Annotated in this window: 14 protein-coding genes and 2 tRNA genes; 6 read left to right on the top strand and 10 right to left on the bottom strand. The window is 58.9% G+C overall.

From position 1 onward, the window contains the following. Window positions 1-19: 19 nt before the first annotated feature. From ettA to orn, 3 genes are all read right to left on the bottom strand, one after another. Entirely contained in the window at window positions 20-1,702 is a 1,683-nt protein-coding gene (gene ettA, locus H2O65_RS03250) for an energy-dependent translational throttle protein EttA (protein ID WP_182142164.1), read from the bottom strand. An 86-nt stretch (window positions 1,703-1,788) separates the two neighbouring features. Beyond that, a complete protein-coding gene (locus H2O65_RS03245) occupies window positions 1,789-2,367 on the bottom strand; it encodes a single-stranded DNA-binding protein (RefSeq protein WP_182142163.1) in 579 nt (192 codons plus the stop codon). Window positions 2,368-2,508: 141 nt separating this feature from the next. After that, window positions 2,509-3,159 carry an oligoribonuclease gene (orn, locus tag H2O65_RS03240; RefSeq protein ID WP_259349571.1) on the bottom strand — a complete coding sequence of 217 codons (651 nt, stop codon included), beginning with the start codon at window positions 3,157-3,159 and terminating at the stop codon, window positions 2,509-2,511. Window positions 3,160-3,225: 66 nt separating this feature from the next. Here orn and ilvA point away from each other — a divergent pair, with 66 nt between their 5' ends. After that, window positions 3,226-4,566, top strand: coding sequence for a threonine ammonia-lyase IlvA (ilvA, locus tag H2O65_RS03235; protein WP_182142162.1), 1,341 nt, complete (start codon window positions 3,226-3,228; stop codon window positions 4,564-4,566). 14 nt (window positions 4,567-4,580) lie between these two features. On the opposite strand, the gene H2O65_RS03230 is transcribed toward ilvA, so the two are convergent. The 3 genes from H2O65_RS03230 to H2O65_RS03220 all read right to left on the bottom strand — a co-directional run bounded on the left by H2O65_RS03230 (window position 4,581) and on the right by H2O65_RS03220 (window position 6,498). After that, entirely contained in the window at window positions 4,581-5,414 is an 834-nt protein-coding gene (locus H2O65_RS03230) for an SDR family oxidoreductase (protein ID WP_182142161.1), read from the bottom strand. Window positions 5,415-5,441: 27 nt separating this feature from the next. Next, window positions 5,442-5,514: transfer RNA gene (locus tag H2O65_RS03225), tRNA-Arg, on the bottom strand. A gap of 18 nt (window positions 5,515-5,532) precedes the next feature. Beyond that, on the bottom strand, window positions 5,533-6,498 hold the full coding sequence (locus H2O65_RS03220) for an HAD family phosphatase (protein ID WP_182142160.1): 966 nt from the start codon (window positions 6,496-6,498) through the stop codon (window positions 5,533-5,535). Between the two features lie 188 nt (window positions 6,499-6,686). Between H2O65_RS03220 and H2O65_RS03215 the strand changes: the two genes are divergently transcribed. Then, the gene (locus H2O65_RS03215; RefSeq protein WP_182142159.1) at window positions 6,687-8,153 is read left to right on the top strand and encodes a SpaH/EbpB family LPXTG-anchored major pilin; all 1,467 of its coding nucleotides are present in this window, start codon (window positions 6,687-6,689) and stop codon (window positions 8,151-8,153) included. A 28-nt stretch (window positions 8,154-8,181) separates the two neighbouring features. Beyond that, a complete protein-coding gene (locus H2O65_RS03210) occupies window positions 8,182-9,084 on the top strand; it encodes a class C sortase (protein WP_182142158.1) in 903 nt (300 codons plus the stop codon). On the opposite strand, the gene H2O65_RS03205 is transcribed toward H2O65_RS03210, so the two are convergent. Further along, window positions 9,011-9,664, bottom strand: a complete 654-nt coding sequence (locus H2O65_RS03205; protein ID WP_182142157.1) for a DUF72 domain-containing protein — start codon at window positions 9,662-9,664, stop codon at window positions 9,011-9,013. The two genes, H2O65_RS03210 and H2O65_RS03205, sit on opposite strands and share 74 nt — an antisense overlap. A gap of 46 nt (window positions 9,665-9,710) precedes the next feature. Here H2O65_RS03205 and H2O65_RS03200 point away from each other — a divergent pair, with 46 nt between their 5' ends. Both H2O65_RS03200 and H2O65_RS10635 read left to right on the top strand, forming a co-directional pair. Next, the gene (locus H2O65_RS03200; RefSeq protein WP_182142156.1) at window positions 9,711-10,385 is read left to right on the top strand and encodes a bifunctional 2-polyprenyl-6-hydroxyphenol methylase/3-demethylubiquinol 3-O-methyltransferase UbiG; all 675 of its coding nucleotides are present in this window, start codon (window positions 9,711-9,713) and stop codon (window positions 10,383-10,385) included. A 102-nt stretch (window positions 10,386-10,487) separates the two neighbouring features. Then, on the top strand, window positions 10,488-10,739 hold the full coding sequence (locus tag H2O65_RS10635; protein WP_182142631.1) for a YetF domain-containing protein: 252 nt from the start codon (window positions 10,488-10,490) through the stop codon (window positions 10,737-10,739). Window positions 10,740-10,827: 88 nt separating this feature from the next. On the opposite strand, the gene H2O65_RS03190 is transcribed toward H2O65_RS10635, so the two are convergent. Next, complete coding sequence (locus H2O65_RS03190; RefSeq protein WP_182142155.1) at window positions 10,828-11,766, bottom strand: DUF1214 domain-containing protein; 939 nt, start codon at window positions 11,764-11,766, stop codon at window positions 10,828-10,830. Window positions 11,767-12,384: 618 nt separating this feature from the next. After that, a tRNA-Lys gene (locus H2O65_RS03185) sits at window positions 12,385-12,461 on the bottom strand. 178 nt (window positions 12,462-12,639) lie between these two features. On the opposite strand from H2O65_RS03185, the gene H2O65_RS03180 reads away from it, so the two are divergent. Continuing rightward, window positions 12,640-13,248 carry a vitamin K epoxide reductase family protein gene (locus tag H2O65_RS03180; protein WP_182142154.1) on the top strand — a complete coding sequence of 203 codons (609 nt, stop codon included), beginning with the start codon at window positions 12,640-12,642 and terminating at the stop codon, window positions 13,246-13,248. 4 nt (window positions 13,249-13,252) lie between these two features. On the opposite strand, the gene H2O65_RS03175 is transcribed toward H2O65_RS03180, so the two are convergent. After that, window positions 13,253-13,699 (bottom strand): HIT family protein, encoded by a 447-nt coding sequence (locus tag H2O65_RS03175; RefSeq protein ID WP_182142153.1) that lies wholly within the window; start codon window positions 13,697-13,699, stop codon window positions 13,253-13,255. Window positions 13,700-13,717 lie beyond the last annotated feature (18 nt).

Here is a 13,717-nt window from a genome sequence, read left to right as displayed (position 1 = left end):
GTACCCGCCCGAGTGTCTCTTAGTCCCGGGTCAGTTTGCGGTAGGTTACCGACTTCGGACGCGCAGCCTCGGCACCAAGACGCTCGACCTTGTTCTTCTCGTACGCCTCAAAGTTGCCTTCGAACCAGTACCACTGATCAGGGTTCTCCGCGGTTCCTTCCCATGCCAGGATGTGGGTTGCCACCCTGTCAAGGAACCACCGGTCGTGTGTCACGACGACAGCACAACCCGGGAACTGCTCAAGAGCGTTCTCCAGAGACGAGAGGGTTTCAACATCCAGGTCGTTTGTGGGCTCATCAAGCAGCAGGAGGTTACCACCCTGCTTGAGTGTTAGCGCCAGGTTGAGCCGGTTCCGTTCACCACCGGAGAGAACACCGGCTGGCTTCTGCTGGTCGGCACCCTTAAACCCAAATGCCGACACGTAGGCGCGGGACGGCATTTCAACATTACCGACCTGAATGTGGTCGAGGCCGTCCGAGACAACTTCCCAAAGAGGCTTGTCCGGGTCAATGCCAGCGCGATTCTGGTCGACATAAGAGATCTTGACCGTCTCGCCAATCTTGAGATCACCATCATCAAGCGGCTCAAGACCGACAATTGTCTTGAACAAAGTAGTCTTCCCAACACCGTTGGGGCCAATCACCCCGACGATGCCGTTCGGAGGCAGTGAGAATGACAAGCCATTAATGAGGACCCTGTCACCGAAACCTTTCTTGAGGTTCTTTGCCTCAATGACCGTGGAGCCAAGACGGGGGCCCGGCGGAATCTGGATCTCTTCAAAGTCAAGCTTGCGTGTCCGTTCGGCCTCAGTCGCCATCTCTTCGTAGCGCTCGAGGCGAGCCTTCTGCTTCGCCTGACGTCCCTTGGCACTTGTGCGAACCCAGTCGAGTTCGTCCTTGAGCCGCTTGGCCATCTTCTGGTCCTTCTTGCCCTGAATCTGCAGACGGCGCTGCTTCTCTTCAAGGTAAGTCGTGTAGTTCCCCTCATACGCGTAGAGGTGACCGCGGTCAATCTCAGCAATCCACTGCGCGACATGATCCAAGAAGTAGCGGTCGTGAGTAATCGCAATAACAGCACCGGGGTATTTCTGCAGGTGTTGCTCCAGCCAGAGCACTGACTCAGCATCCAAGTGGTTCGTTGGCTCATCAAGCAGAAGAAGGTCAGGAGCCTCAAGGAGGAGGCGACAGAGTGCAACGCGGCGACGCTCACCCCCGGAGAGGACGGACACAGGCGTATCCGGGGGCGGGCACCGCAGTGCATCCATGGCCTGAGACAGCTGTGAGTCAAGATCCCAGGCGTCCGCCGCGTCGATCTCCGTCTGCAGTTCACCCATCTCAGCCATCAGCGCGTCAAAGTCAGCGTCTGGGTCTGCCATCTCCTCAGAGATCTGGTTGTAGCGGTGAAGCTTGGACATGATGCCCGACACGCCCAGCTCGACGTTTTCAAGCACGGTCTTGTCTTCGTCCAACTTCGGTTCCTGCTCGAGAATCCCGACCGAGTATCCCGGTGTTAGTCGAGCCTCACCGTTCGATGGCTCATCAATGCCAGCCATAATCTTCAGAATTGAAGACTTACCCGCACCATTGGGGCCAACCATACCGATTTTGGCACCCGGCAGGAAAGCCATTGTTACATCGTCAAGGATCACCTTGTCACCGTGCGCCTTACGGGCGCGGACCATTGAGTAAATGTACTCAGCCACGACACTCCATTCATGGGGGAAGAAGACAACTTCCCCCATGGTAGGCGGACCTGCGGGTACGTGAAAGCGACCGGCTGAAGGTCACATCATGCGGCGTCAGAAATCTCTGTGGATTCGTCCTCCTCCGACTCCCCAGCGGCTAAGGCATCACCCTCCTGGATCACCTCCGGATCCGCTTGGTGTGCCACCTCCGTTTCAAGTTCGTCGTCGTTCCCCGCTTCTTCTTCGGAGTGTGGCTGGGTACTTTGAGACGGGATGATCCGGATGTCTGGCCCCTCGTCTTCGCCGGGCCGCACCGGAGCAAGACGCCGGTAGTTCGTTATCCCAAAGCCCATGTCATGTCCGGCCGTGAACGCGTTGATCGCAAGTTCCGTGCGTATCTCACCATCCTGGCCAACCCACGCATGAGCCGCGGGTCGTCCGATGACGACCAGGGGCTGCCCTTTTCGAAGAGAACTCGCCATATTCTCTGCCAGTGGACCCCACGCGCGGATGGTGTGCCATTTAGGTTCGCCATCCTCCCACTTGCCACTGTCATTCCGCCTGGCGCGGGGGATGACCATTCGGAAGCGGACGAAGCTTCGCCCTCCCCCGTCCTCGGGTCGATGCAGCGTCAGGTTGGTCCCCACACGCCCCCGCAACACCATCAGATCACTCATACTCATAGCAGCTCCCTTTCGTCCTGGCTTCCCCGTCTTTGCGGGGGCTTGTCCTAGCCGCCTTCAGTTTGGCGACAGAGGAGGAGGGCTGCCAGCGGGTCAGGAGAGATCTGGGGAAAACGCCGCAAGTGCTGAGCTGTGGAAAACTTACTCTTCGTCGCCCGCGAACGCGGCATCGGCAGCGCTGCGAACTTCCTCAGCCATGCGACGATACACACCCTTCTCTTCGATGAGGTCGTCGGGGAACAATGCTCGCCGGTAGTAGGCCAACTCAACTATCGAGTCCTGAATGTCCCCGAGCGCGCGGTGCCCTCCGTTCTTCTCAGGCGCACAAACGTATACCCGCGGGTACCAGCGCTTCGCCAACTCCTTGATTGTCGACACGTCGATGATTCGGTAGTGCATGTACTCGACCAGGTTCGGCATGTAGGCGCGGAGAAAGCGCACGTCCTGCCCGATGGAGTTGCCGGCAATCGGGGCCACGCCAGGCTGAGAGATAATCGAACTCACGTACTCAAGCACCGCGACCTCGGCATCTTTGAGCGGAATTCCGGAGTCGAACTCATTGATCAAACCCGAGTCCGTGTGCATCTGCGTGACAAAGGGGGACATCTGCGCCAGAGATGCAGCCGACGGCTTGATGACGATGTCAATGCCTTCGGCCAAGGGGTTGAGGTCGGAGTCCGTGATGATCACGGCTATCTCCACCAGTTCGTCAACCTCTGGGTCCAGACCTGTCATTTCGCAGTCTATCCAGACAATCGGGTTCTTTACGGGTTTGCTGTTGTCAGTACTCACCCCCTCACTTTACGTCGCCATATGGTCAAGGACCGCATTGTTTCAAGACCCTCCTAGACTGTCTGTGTGGAAAGCACGGAAGATACTCAGCAACACGCCCGCAGGCCCGGACATGAACGAGGGCGGAAGGACGCGGAATCATCCCCCCATGCCGTTTCTGCACGCGATGTTGATGAGGCTGCGCAACGCCTCTTGCACGTTGCACGGCTCACGGCGGTGGATGAAATCGACAGGCTCACAGAGGCAGCTGGGGTACGCGTTCTGGTAAAGCGTGAAGATCAGCAGGTTGTCCGCTCTTTCAAGCTGCGCGGCGCCTACAACCGAATGGCACAGTTGTCTGAGTCGGAACGGCAAGCGGGAGTGGTGTGTGCATCCGCTGGGAACCACGCGCAGGGTGTTGCGATGGCATGCGCCCAGCTAGGTATCCATGGCACCATCTTTCTTCCTTCCTCCACACCGCGGCAGAAACGGCGCCGCATCGCCACCATCGGTGGCCCCTGGATCACCATGCAGTTCGTGGACGGTACTTTCGACGAAACGCAGGCGGTGGCACTCGCGGCCGCTGAACGTTCCTGGAAGACCTACATCCACCCTTATGACGACCCGGCTGTTATCGCAGGTCAGGGCTCAGTTGCCAAGGAGATTGCCGAGCAGTTAGGCGACAGTCTTGCAACCGTGGTGGTACCGGTCGGAGGTGGCGGCCTCATCGCAGGTATGGCCGCGTGGCTCAGTGAGAACCGTCCTGATGTACGCGTTATTGGCGTTGAGTCCGAGGGCGCCGCTTCCACCTCAGCCGCATTGGCTGCCGGGGAGCCCGTCAAACTCCCGCAGGTCGACATGTTTGTCGACGGCACCGCCGTTGGGCTGGCGGGGTCCTGCACCTACGACCTCGTTCGTGACCTGGTTGACGAGGTCGTGGTGGTTCCCGAAGGTGCGGTCTGCACCGAAATGCTTGACCTCTACCACCTGGATGGAATCATCGCTGAACCCGCCGGCGCACTTTCAACAACTGCGATTTCTTTGGCGGCAGCGGGCCTGCTCCAAGGCCTTCCCCTCGATGGGGTCACCGTCGGCATTATTTCCGGTGGCAACAATGACTTGACTCGCTACAACGAGGTTCAAGAACGGTCCCAGGTTTATCGTAATTTGCGCCACTACTTCCTAGTGTCATTCCCGCAGAGGCCGGGCGCGCTTCGGGAGTTCCTCGATGATGTGCTTGGCCCAGAAGATGACATTCTCTACTTCGAATACACGAAGAAGAACAACCGTGAAACCGGTCCCGCCCTCGTTGGGATCGACACGGCCTCGGAATCTTCACTCACCGATCTGCGCGAGCGCATGGCGTCCTCGGACTTGAGGATCGACGAACTGGACTCAGATTCGGAGCTGTTGCGCTTCCTGGTCTAAGCCCCGCTCACGGTTCAGAAGAGGGGATCCTTGTCACCCCATGGCACAACCGCGAACCGGCGCGCCTCGGGGTTGGCGTCAAGGACACCCGCCACTGCGGTGAGGCTATCGGCCGTATCTGTGCCCGCCCTGAGGTAGCGACCCGACCATGCGTCCAGCTCGCCACGCCCAATCGCGCAGATCAGCTCAACTGTTGCTTCCACGGGCGTGAACTCCTCACGGCCAGCATGCGCTGCCATGGAAGTGGTCATGTCGGTACGCACCACTCCCGGCGCCACACCAAAGGCGCGGATTCCATGGGGCGCCCCGGCCTCGTCCACGTCCCCCACGTTGCGCAACTGTGCCGCTTTACTAGTTGTGTAGGCACTGGCAATCCCCCAGCTGTTAGCTCCGGCACCGGACACCAGGTTCACCACCCGACCGCGTACGCCTGAAGAGTCGCCCAGATTGTGATCGAGGACGGCTGAAAGAACCGCACGTTCGACGTAAAGCGTGCCGAGCAGATTCGTTTCCACAACTGCCCGCAACTGGCTCGGGTCTGCTTCCCACACAGGGACTTCGGTGTCGATGCGCCCAGCATTGTTTACCAGCAACAAGGGGACACCAACCTCGGCGATGAGACTCGTCACGGCAGTTGACACCGCCCGGTAGTCGCCCACATCTGCGGCAGCGACACTGACCCGAGAGCCTGTCGACGAGCGGATTTCAGCCGCCAGTTCAGCGAGCGCGTCCTCGTCCGTCGCGATGATGCCCAGGTTCCAACCTGACTCGGCAAGCCCGAGGGCGATCGCGCGGCCAATCCCACGGCTCGCTCCGGTAACGAATGCGGTCTGCTTGCTGGTTTTCATGATCGCTCCAATGCGTCAACCTGGAAGCACCCCCGACAGGACTCGAACCTGCAACCTACGGATTAGAAGTCCGTTGCTCTATCCATTGAGCTACGGGGGCTAGTGGGTTAGAAACCCGCTACAGAGGATAGTACTCAAACACGTCTTCGTGCCAACTGGTCGAAGTAGATGAGGCGAGTTCCCCACAGGGATCCCGTGGGATCAGGCTTCTCCGCCTCGGAGGGAGAAGGCTTTCCGTGTCCCCTTCCGCCCCCCCTGTCAGAACCAGGTAGCCACCCCCTGCGAGTGCCGCGAAGACCGCAGCACGGCCTACTAAACGCAACACGACATCTTTTGTTTCATGGGCGCGTAGAATTTGCCACCCATTGGCACGAGCATGGGCCCGAAGGGCGCGGTCCGGGTTGACTGCGACGGGGTGGCCAACGGTGGAGAGCATCGGAATGTCGTTGGCCGAGTCCGAGTAAGCCCACGACTGGCTCAGGTCTAGATTGTTCTCCGCTGCCACCTCGAGGACAGCAACGACCTTCTCTTCACCGTGAACGATTTTCCCGTCAAGTTCGCCAATCAGGTAGCCATCAGCAACCTTGATCTTGGTGCCGATACCTCCGACTGCCCCGATCTGTCTGGCAATCTCCTCAGCTATCAGCCACGGCGTGGCTGAAATGAGGTAGACCGTGTGGCCAGCAGCGACGTGTGCTTTCAAGAGTTCGTATGTTGCCCTGTAAACCTTGGGAACGAAGTACTTCTCAAAAATGTCCTCGCCTAGGCGCTGCATGTCTTCAACAGAGTTACCTGCTACCAGCTGTGCGGCTCTGGAAGAAAAACTGCCGATCTTGTCCGTGTTCTCCCCAAACAGAATGAACTTGAAGGACTCCTTTGCAGCAAATCCCAAATCCCGGAAACCAAAAAGCGAGCGGCGAAACATCTCTTTCGCGGCCCAGTAGGCACTGGCGCCACGAACCAGCGTTTCATCGACATCAAAGAATGCTCCTATTCGGGAAGGTTCAATCTCTGCCTCAGCGTGGATTGCTTCGCGAAGTGTCGCTCGAACCCCGGGAACTTCTTCCTGCGGACGGTTACTCATAGCTCCATCTTACGGATGGTCGTCAAGAGATGTCCCCAATGCAAGAGATTCGGCGTTATCCCCAGATTGAGATTTCTGAGATGTGCCGACTGTATTTAGTTGGAAACGTAGGTGTTCAGCCAGTCATCAGGTCGCAACCGCGGCAGTTGGCCGGCTCATATCCGTCAATTCCAATGAAAGGTCCTCCCTTGAGAAAACTGACTATTGCAGCGATGGGAATCGCTGCCGTCCTAATGGGTGCATCCAACGTCGCCGCATCTGCCGCTCCCCCTCCCCCTTTGATTCCAGACGGAGCAACCGGGAGCATCAGCGTCCACAAGTACGCTCAGCCCACTCGCTATATAGCGGACAATCAGGGCATGCAACTGCCTCCTGGCGACCTGGAAGGCTTAGCCCCGTTGGAAGGCGCAAAGTTCACGATTGAACAGGTCGCAGGTATTGATTTGAAAACCAATGCCGGTTGGAAGAAAGCTCAATCACTTGTCGACACCTTCGACCCGTTCAACCCCGGTGCGATCACGCAGAACGGTCACGGCCTGGTCAACAAGAAGGAGGCAACCACCAACGCTTCGGGACTTGCATCATTCAAGAGTCTCCCGGTTGGTCTGTATCTTGTTCAAGAGAGCCAGGCTCCAACCGTTCCAGCCAATTCTGCGGTCACTAAGTCAATGCCATTCTTGATCTCAGTTCCTCTCACGGACCCACAGGATCGTCAGAACTGGGTCTTTGACGTCCACGCCTACCCGAAGAACACCATTAGTCGTGTCACAAAGACCGTGAATGACGGCTCCGCATACGCCCTCGGACAGGCGATAAGATTCACGATCGATTCCACCATTCCCGGCGGATCCGCAACTACCAAGTACGTCGTCAAGGACCACCTAGATCCGAAGCTGACCTACCGATCCACAACGGTGACGATCGATGGCCAAGCGACCACGGATTTCAATGCCACACATGACAAAGGCCTTGTTACCGTCACTCTCGGAGCCACCGCAAGGAAGGCAGCTTTTGACGCGCTTGTCGGCAACCCCAATGCAAAGGTGTCAGTCACACATGAGGCCATTGTGGCGGCTTCTGGGGAGATCTCTAACCAAGCGGAGCTGACCTTCCAGCGTGAGGGCGAACCGGAAACAGAGGTTCCCTCCACTGTGATCGAAACCAAGTTTGGAGGGATCAACGTCCTCAAGCACAATCGCGAAGGCAAGTTCTTGAGCGGAGCAATCTTTGAGGTTCGGGCTTCTCACACCAAAGACTTTGCGACTGCGACCGCGGTATCAGTCAACGGAAAGAGCCAGTGGGCCACAGGAGCTGATGGAAGAGTCACTGTTGATGGCTTGCGCTACTCAAACTGGGCGAACGGGGCAACTGTGGCGGAAGGATCGCCAGACCACAACTTTTACTGGCTCGTAGAAAAGCAGGCGCCGGTCGGCTATGAGCTACTTCCCGAACCCATTCCATTTACTGTCACCGCCCCAGTTGCCTCCGCGGCAACGGTAGACGTCGTCAACAGCCCGCACAACGCAGGCGGAGAGCTACCCAAGACAGGTGCCGAGGGGTCAGCTGCTCTTCTGGTCGGTGGACTCGCACTGATAGGCATAGGCGGCGGAGCTCTGATGCTGTCTCGCTCAAGGCGGAACTCCGACAAGGCATGAACCTTGCCGGCTCCCATGTAAAGCAACGATGAACTCCCACAGAGCTCGACGAAGCCAACCCGGCCGCACAGCCGCCAAGGTCCTCTCTTTGGTAGTGCTCGTGGCCGGGTTGGCTGTGCTGATGTATCCAGCCGTCTCCAAATGGCACGCAGCCTCAACCCATACGCAGGCAGTAGCTGAGTACGCATTCCTCCAACCTGACTCAGCCTTTGCCCAGTTCGAAACTGCACGCCAAGCCAATGAGGTGCGGGATCTCGAAACCGCGGGTCAAGCATTGGTTGTCGTCGGTAGCGACGTTCGTGCCCGGGTGCAGGTTCCGGCCGTCAAGATTGACCTACCCGTTTACGCGACCTCCTCGCCCGAAGACCTCCTGCGGGGAGCAGGCATCCTTGAAGGTAGCTCACTTCCTGTAGGTGGGGCGGGCACCCATGCCGCGATCACTGCGCACTCAGGAATGGTTACCGCCTCCATGTTCGACCATCTCGGCGAAGTCGCACTTGGGGACCACATCTACGTTGGGGTACTTGGGCAGACCCTGGCTTACACCGTCACCGAACGGGTCGTCGACACCCCTCGGGACGGTAGAGCTCGGATACAACCACAAACTGGCAAAGACCTTCTAACCCTGATCACCTGTACTCCCTACGGCATTAATACACATCGACTCTTGGTTACCGCGGAGCGCGACCTGGCCGAAGAGATGCAATTTGCTTCAAGTGCCTCCTCCGCGGCACAACCGGCACAGGTCGATTCCGACCGCCGCATTAACGCTGTCCTAGTGGCGACTGCATTGTTCCCATGCACCCTCGCAGCCTCCGCCCTCGTCATCAGAAACAAGACGAGGAAGCGAAGAAACGCTACGAGGCTGCGGCCCCGCCACCGATCGCCCACCCGTCGGCATCGAGCAGGTGCTCCAGGGTCAGCGCGTTAGTGGGCGCGTGGCCCGCGGCGGTGTTGTCAAAGTACACGTAGCAGTCCCGACCCACCTCAAGAAGGGGGCGCAGACGCGCCGCCCATGCCTCTAGATCGGCCTCGGAGTAGTTGGAGTAGTAGATGCGCGGGCTTCCGTGTAGCCGGACATAGGTGAAGTCCGCAGTAACTTCGTCGAAGAAGGGATGTTTACCGGCCGAATCAGCCATGACTAATGCGGCATTGTGGCGACTCAGAATCTCGATTGCCTCCGTCGCCTCGAAACTGGCGTTACGAGGTTCGACTGCATACCGGATGAGCTGGTCGCGAACCTCTGTAGGGATCTCCGGAGGGGTTTCCGCAAGCGCTGCGGCGTCCCCAAGGGTCTTCGGAAGGGCGTCGAGGAAGCCCTCGAGAACGGAGGCGTCAAATCCTAGTGAGGGCGGCAGCTGCCAGAGCACGGGCCCCAGACTCTCCCCCAGCTCAAGTACGCCCGAGCCGAAAAACTGGCCAATGGCACCCTCGGCGTCGTACTTCTTCCATCCCCCAACTATCACCCAGAGCAGACGCCGCAGCAACATATCGGACTGAGTAGGGGTCACCGGGTACGCTGGATCCCACTCACCTTCCCGATCTGAAGGAACGCTCGTGGAGAACGAACAAGATAGGCCGGAAGAGGCGCCTACCACCGTTGATGCTTGGGAACAGCGTTACGCCGACAGACCTCAAGTCTGGTCGGGGCGTGTCAATGCAGCCCTGGAAGAAGTGGCGCGGACGCTGCCCCCAGGAACAGCCCTCGACATTGGCTCCGGTGAGGGCGGCGATGTTATTTGGCTAGCAAGCCGCGGCTGGCGAGCCACAGGCCTTGACGCATCAAAGACCGCGGTGGAGCGTGCCTTGGCTGCAGCGCGAACCCATGGCCTCAGTGACGGTAGCGCCCGATTCGTTGCATCCGACCTCACCGACATTGATGAGGTTGTGGGATCAGAGCGCTTCAACCTGGTGACAATGTCGTTCATGCAGTCACCCGCATCACTGACGCGCAGGGACATCCTCAAAGTCGTGGCACCGCTGGTGGCGGTCGGAGGGTTGTTGCTCCTCACCTCTCACGCGGAGCCCCCACCGTGGTCAAGTGGTCGGGGACCCAGGGTTTACCCGCAGCCTGCAGAGGAAGAAGCTGCCGTCAGGGCAGTGGTACCAGGCGTCGCTTGGGAAACCCTCGAGGCCGACATCCGCACTCGGGTCCACTCCCATGCCGGTAGAGAGCCTGCCGAGCTCCGAGACACCGTGGTGCTGATGCGGCGGCTCACCGGTCGATCCTAGGCCCCGCCCCCACACTCGCCTACGGCATCATCGCGTTACTCACACTGATCACCATGGAGCCCTTATTCCGAGGGGGTTCAGCACGCTGGAAGCTCGGGCCATCTGCTTGGGACCAAACCCGTCCTCGTCTTCGTTGACGGCAACCCTGCACCGGAGTCCTGCAAGGCAACACACACTTCCGTTGACGACCTCAACTCTTCGATGAGGAAAGCTGGAGCCCCAACCCCCACCGACGTGAAATGTATCGTTCTGGAACCCAATGGGACCTACTCGGTTATCCGAGCAGGGAGTGAGTTCAATGTCGACATGTTCTCAGACGTTGTGGGAGCGGAGCGTCTCTCAGGACAAAACTAAAGCCCCGGCGGAGTTGGTCCTTGGCCTTCATTCAGCTCAACTCGCCGTGGTGATTCTTAGGCGCCAACGCGCTCCCCCTCGAACGTCTTTACGCGGTGAGAGCGGGAAACGCCCACTTGCCCGAGAGGATTTCCTGATGCGGGCGGTAGAGGCGGACGAGGTAGTTCCAACCCTCAGTGATCGGTATCGCGTTCGGCGTGCCTGGTGGATAGTCGCCGAATCGGATCGTGATCCGCCCGTCGGGATCACGGGTACCGGTGATGTTATTGACCGTGTACGCATCTGCCTTGTTGGGTTCGAAGAATCCGTCCGCGTTGTACACAGACACCGACCAGAACCCGTCGACCGGGACCTGCCCGACCGTCAGCTCGTATTGCCCTAAAGGCAAGCGGGGGTCGACGCCGATGTAGCTGGCCTCCTCACTAGGTAGGCCACCCCAGCCTGCGGCGGTGCCAATGAGGTGGCGGACCGGATCCACTTGATCGGGCGTGCCGAACATCCGATCAAAGCCACTAAGGTTGCGGGCAAGCGACAAGAGCGCTTCGCGAGTCTCATCAAACGAGGCCCTGTCGTAGTCGGGCATCTCGAAGGGGAGATCCGAACCGCAATCCAGCCCGACCTGGTCCTGCAATGACACGACGGCCCGCACATCGGCGGTATCGGTCGGATCAACGAGGATGCGCAAAGCGATCACCGCATACCGAGTTCCGTCTTCCGGGGTACTCAGAGCGTGTGTACCCTCGTCATGGAACACATCGGTAACGTAGTGCCGTTCACTTACGATCATCGCCGAAAGGTAGCGATCACCGTGCTCGGGGATAGTCAGTGTTGCCCCGCCTTCCAGGTCGATGACGGCGAAGCTGTAGAGCGTGTCGCGGTTCAATCTGATCACTGCCTGCGCATTGATCGATGCCGGTTCACGGTTGTGGGTGAACTGGTTCACGCCTCCCGAAACGTGTTGCAGATCATGCATCATGCGGTGCGTCTCAGCGATTGCAAAGTTATCAACGTTAACCAAGGCACTCATGTGTCCATCATCTCATCCGCCCGATTCCACAAGTCAAGCCCTACGGATGGGATCGGTGCTCAGCTCGGCACTGCCAATGTCTTGCGGCTTGGCAAAGACATCCGCCCGATTCCCTGGTGCCGCGATGATCTTGATAGCCAACTCCCGATGGGACTGCTGCATAAGGAGGTGACAGTTGTTGCTGGCTGCTCTTGCATTGTGCTGGCACCTCAACCGAGGACTACCACAACGGCTGGAGTCGACGCTCGACCATTGGCAACCAAACACCCGCAGAGTACAAGCTGTGACACATGAAGCTACAAGCCGTGTCCTCGATTCTCACAAACAGGCTGCATAGATCCCGGAGCAGTTGAAGCACATGAATCAGCTCGTTCACGGTTCTTAAGTCATATCTGGGGCCCTGAGTCCCCTGCTCGCCTCTACCATCAACTACAGCCCGATTCGCCTTGCCAGCCCCTCCCCACTCCGCGAGATCGCTTAACTCCGCCACTTTCGGACGCGATCACAGTGTTATATGGCGGAATTATGCGATCTCACGGGGCGGGGATGCGTGGAGGCCGGTATCCCACCTCTTACCGGCAAAGCTAAAGCCCCCACCGAGGTGGAGGCTTCTGCTGTTGGTACGCCATCAGGGACTCGAACCCTGGACCCACAGATTAAGAGTCTGTTGCTCTAGCCAACTGAGCTAATGGCGCCTGGTAAAACCATGCCGCATCGGCCGTATCCAACCCTTGCGACGAATGAAAACTCTAGTGGATTCAGGGTCCCTTGAGCAAGTTTGAAAGGTCTTCCCGGCATGTGAGCCTGCTCCTACGCGGGAGCCGGGGCAGATAAGCTCTCTAGTGCTACCAAACCGCAACTTCAGGGGGACCCGTGCCGAACGCATCATCAAAAGCTGTCAGATGGACCAGCCCGGCCACAGGCATCGCCATCCTCTTCTTCGCGATAGTCGGCCTGATCTCCTCGATTGCGTTGGTCCAGTCGGAGCTTGAAGTGCTCCAAGACCCCGAAGCCAATCTGCTGTGTGATGTGAACCCTCTGATTGGCTGTTCATCATCATTGTTATCACCGCAGGCCCACCTCCTGGTTATCCCCAATGCAGCAGTGGGGCTGATGGCCTTCGGCGCACTGGCCGCCCTCGGCGCCGTCCTTACCTTCAAAGGATCCCTCCCCCGGCTGGTGTGGTGGGGAATGTCTGCTGGCGTCCTCGCCGGGGTCGGTTTCGTGGCGTTCTTCCTGCATGCCTCCGTCGCCGTCTTCCGGGCGCTGTGCCCTTACTGCATGCTGACGTGGGTGGCCGTCCTCGCCCTCGTCCCCATTATCCTGGGCGGCGCGCTGGCATCCGGGTCTTTCGGCGACAGGTCCATCTCTTCGGGTAAGACAACCCTGAAGTACTCCTGGGCAATCGCCCTGGTCCTCTACCTCATTGTCATCCTGGTCATCGTTGTGACCATGTCCGACAAGATTGGCTACCTTTTCTAGGACCCTAGAACGTCCTCGAAGAAGACATCACCATTGGCAGGTGTTTGGTGTGTCCCAGTTTGCGGAGCACCTCGCGGAGGGCATGAGCGGCCTCGTCCAAATCGACAGCGTCAGCCGCCCGCGCTCCCTTCAGAGACGCGGCACCCTCGGATGTCGCTGGGATGACGTGTACGTGCGTGTGCGGCACCTCGAAACCGGCGATGATCACCACGGTTCGCGGAACGCTGAACGTGACTTCCTGTGCCTTACCGATTATCTGCGCTACTCGCATGACGTGGTCGAGGACGCCCGGCTCTAGGTCCGTCCATTTGTCGACCGGCTGGCGGGGGATGACGAGGACGTGTCCGGGGGCCACCGGTTCGATCGTCAAGATCGCCACGCAAGTATCGTCGGCCCACACAAACCGTCCGGGAATCTGGCCATCAACAATCATTTCGAAAACAGTGCTCATGGAGACATTGTCCCCCAT

It is taken from the genome of Schaalia sp. JY-X169, assembly GCF_014069575.1.
GTDB lineage: Bacteria > Actinomycetota > Actinomycetes > Actinomycetales > Actinomycetaceae > Scrofimicrobium.
Note: the sequence above shows the minus strand (reverse complement) of the source record. Positions and strands in the feature narration are given on the sequence as shown.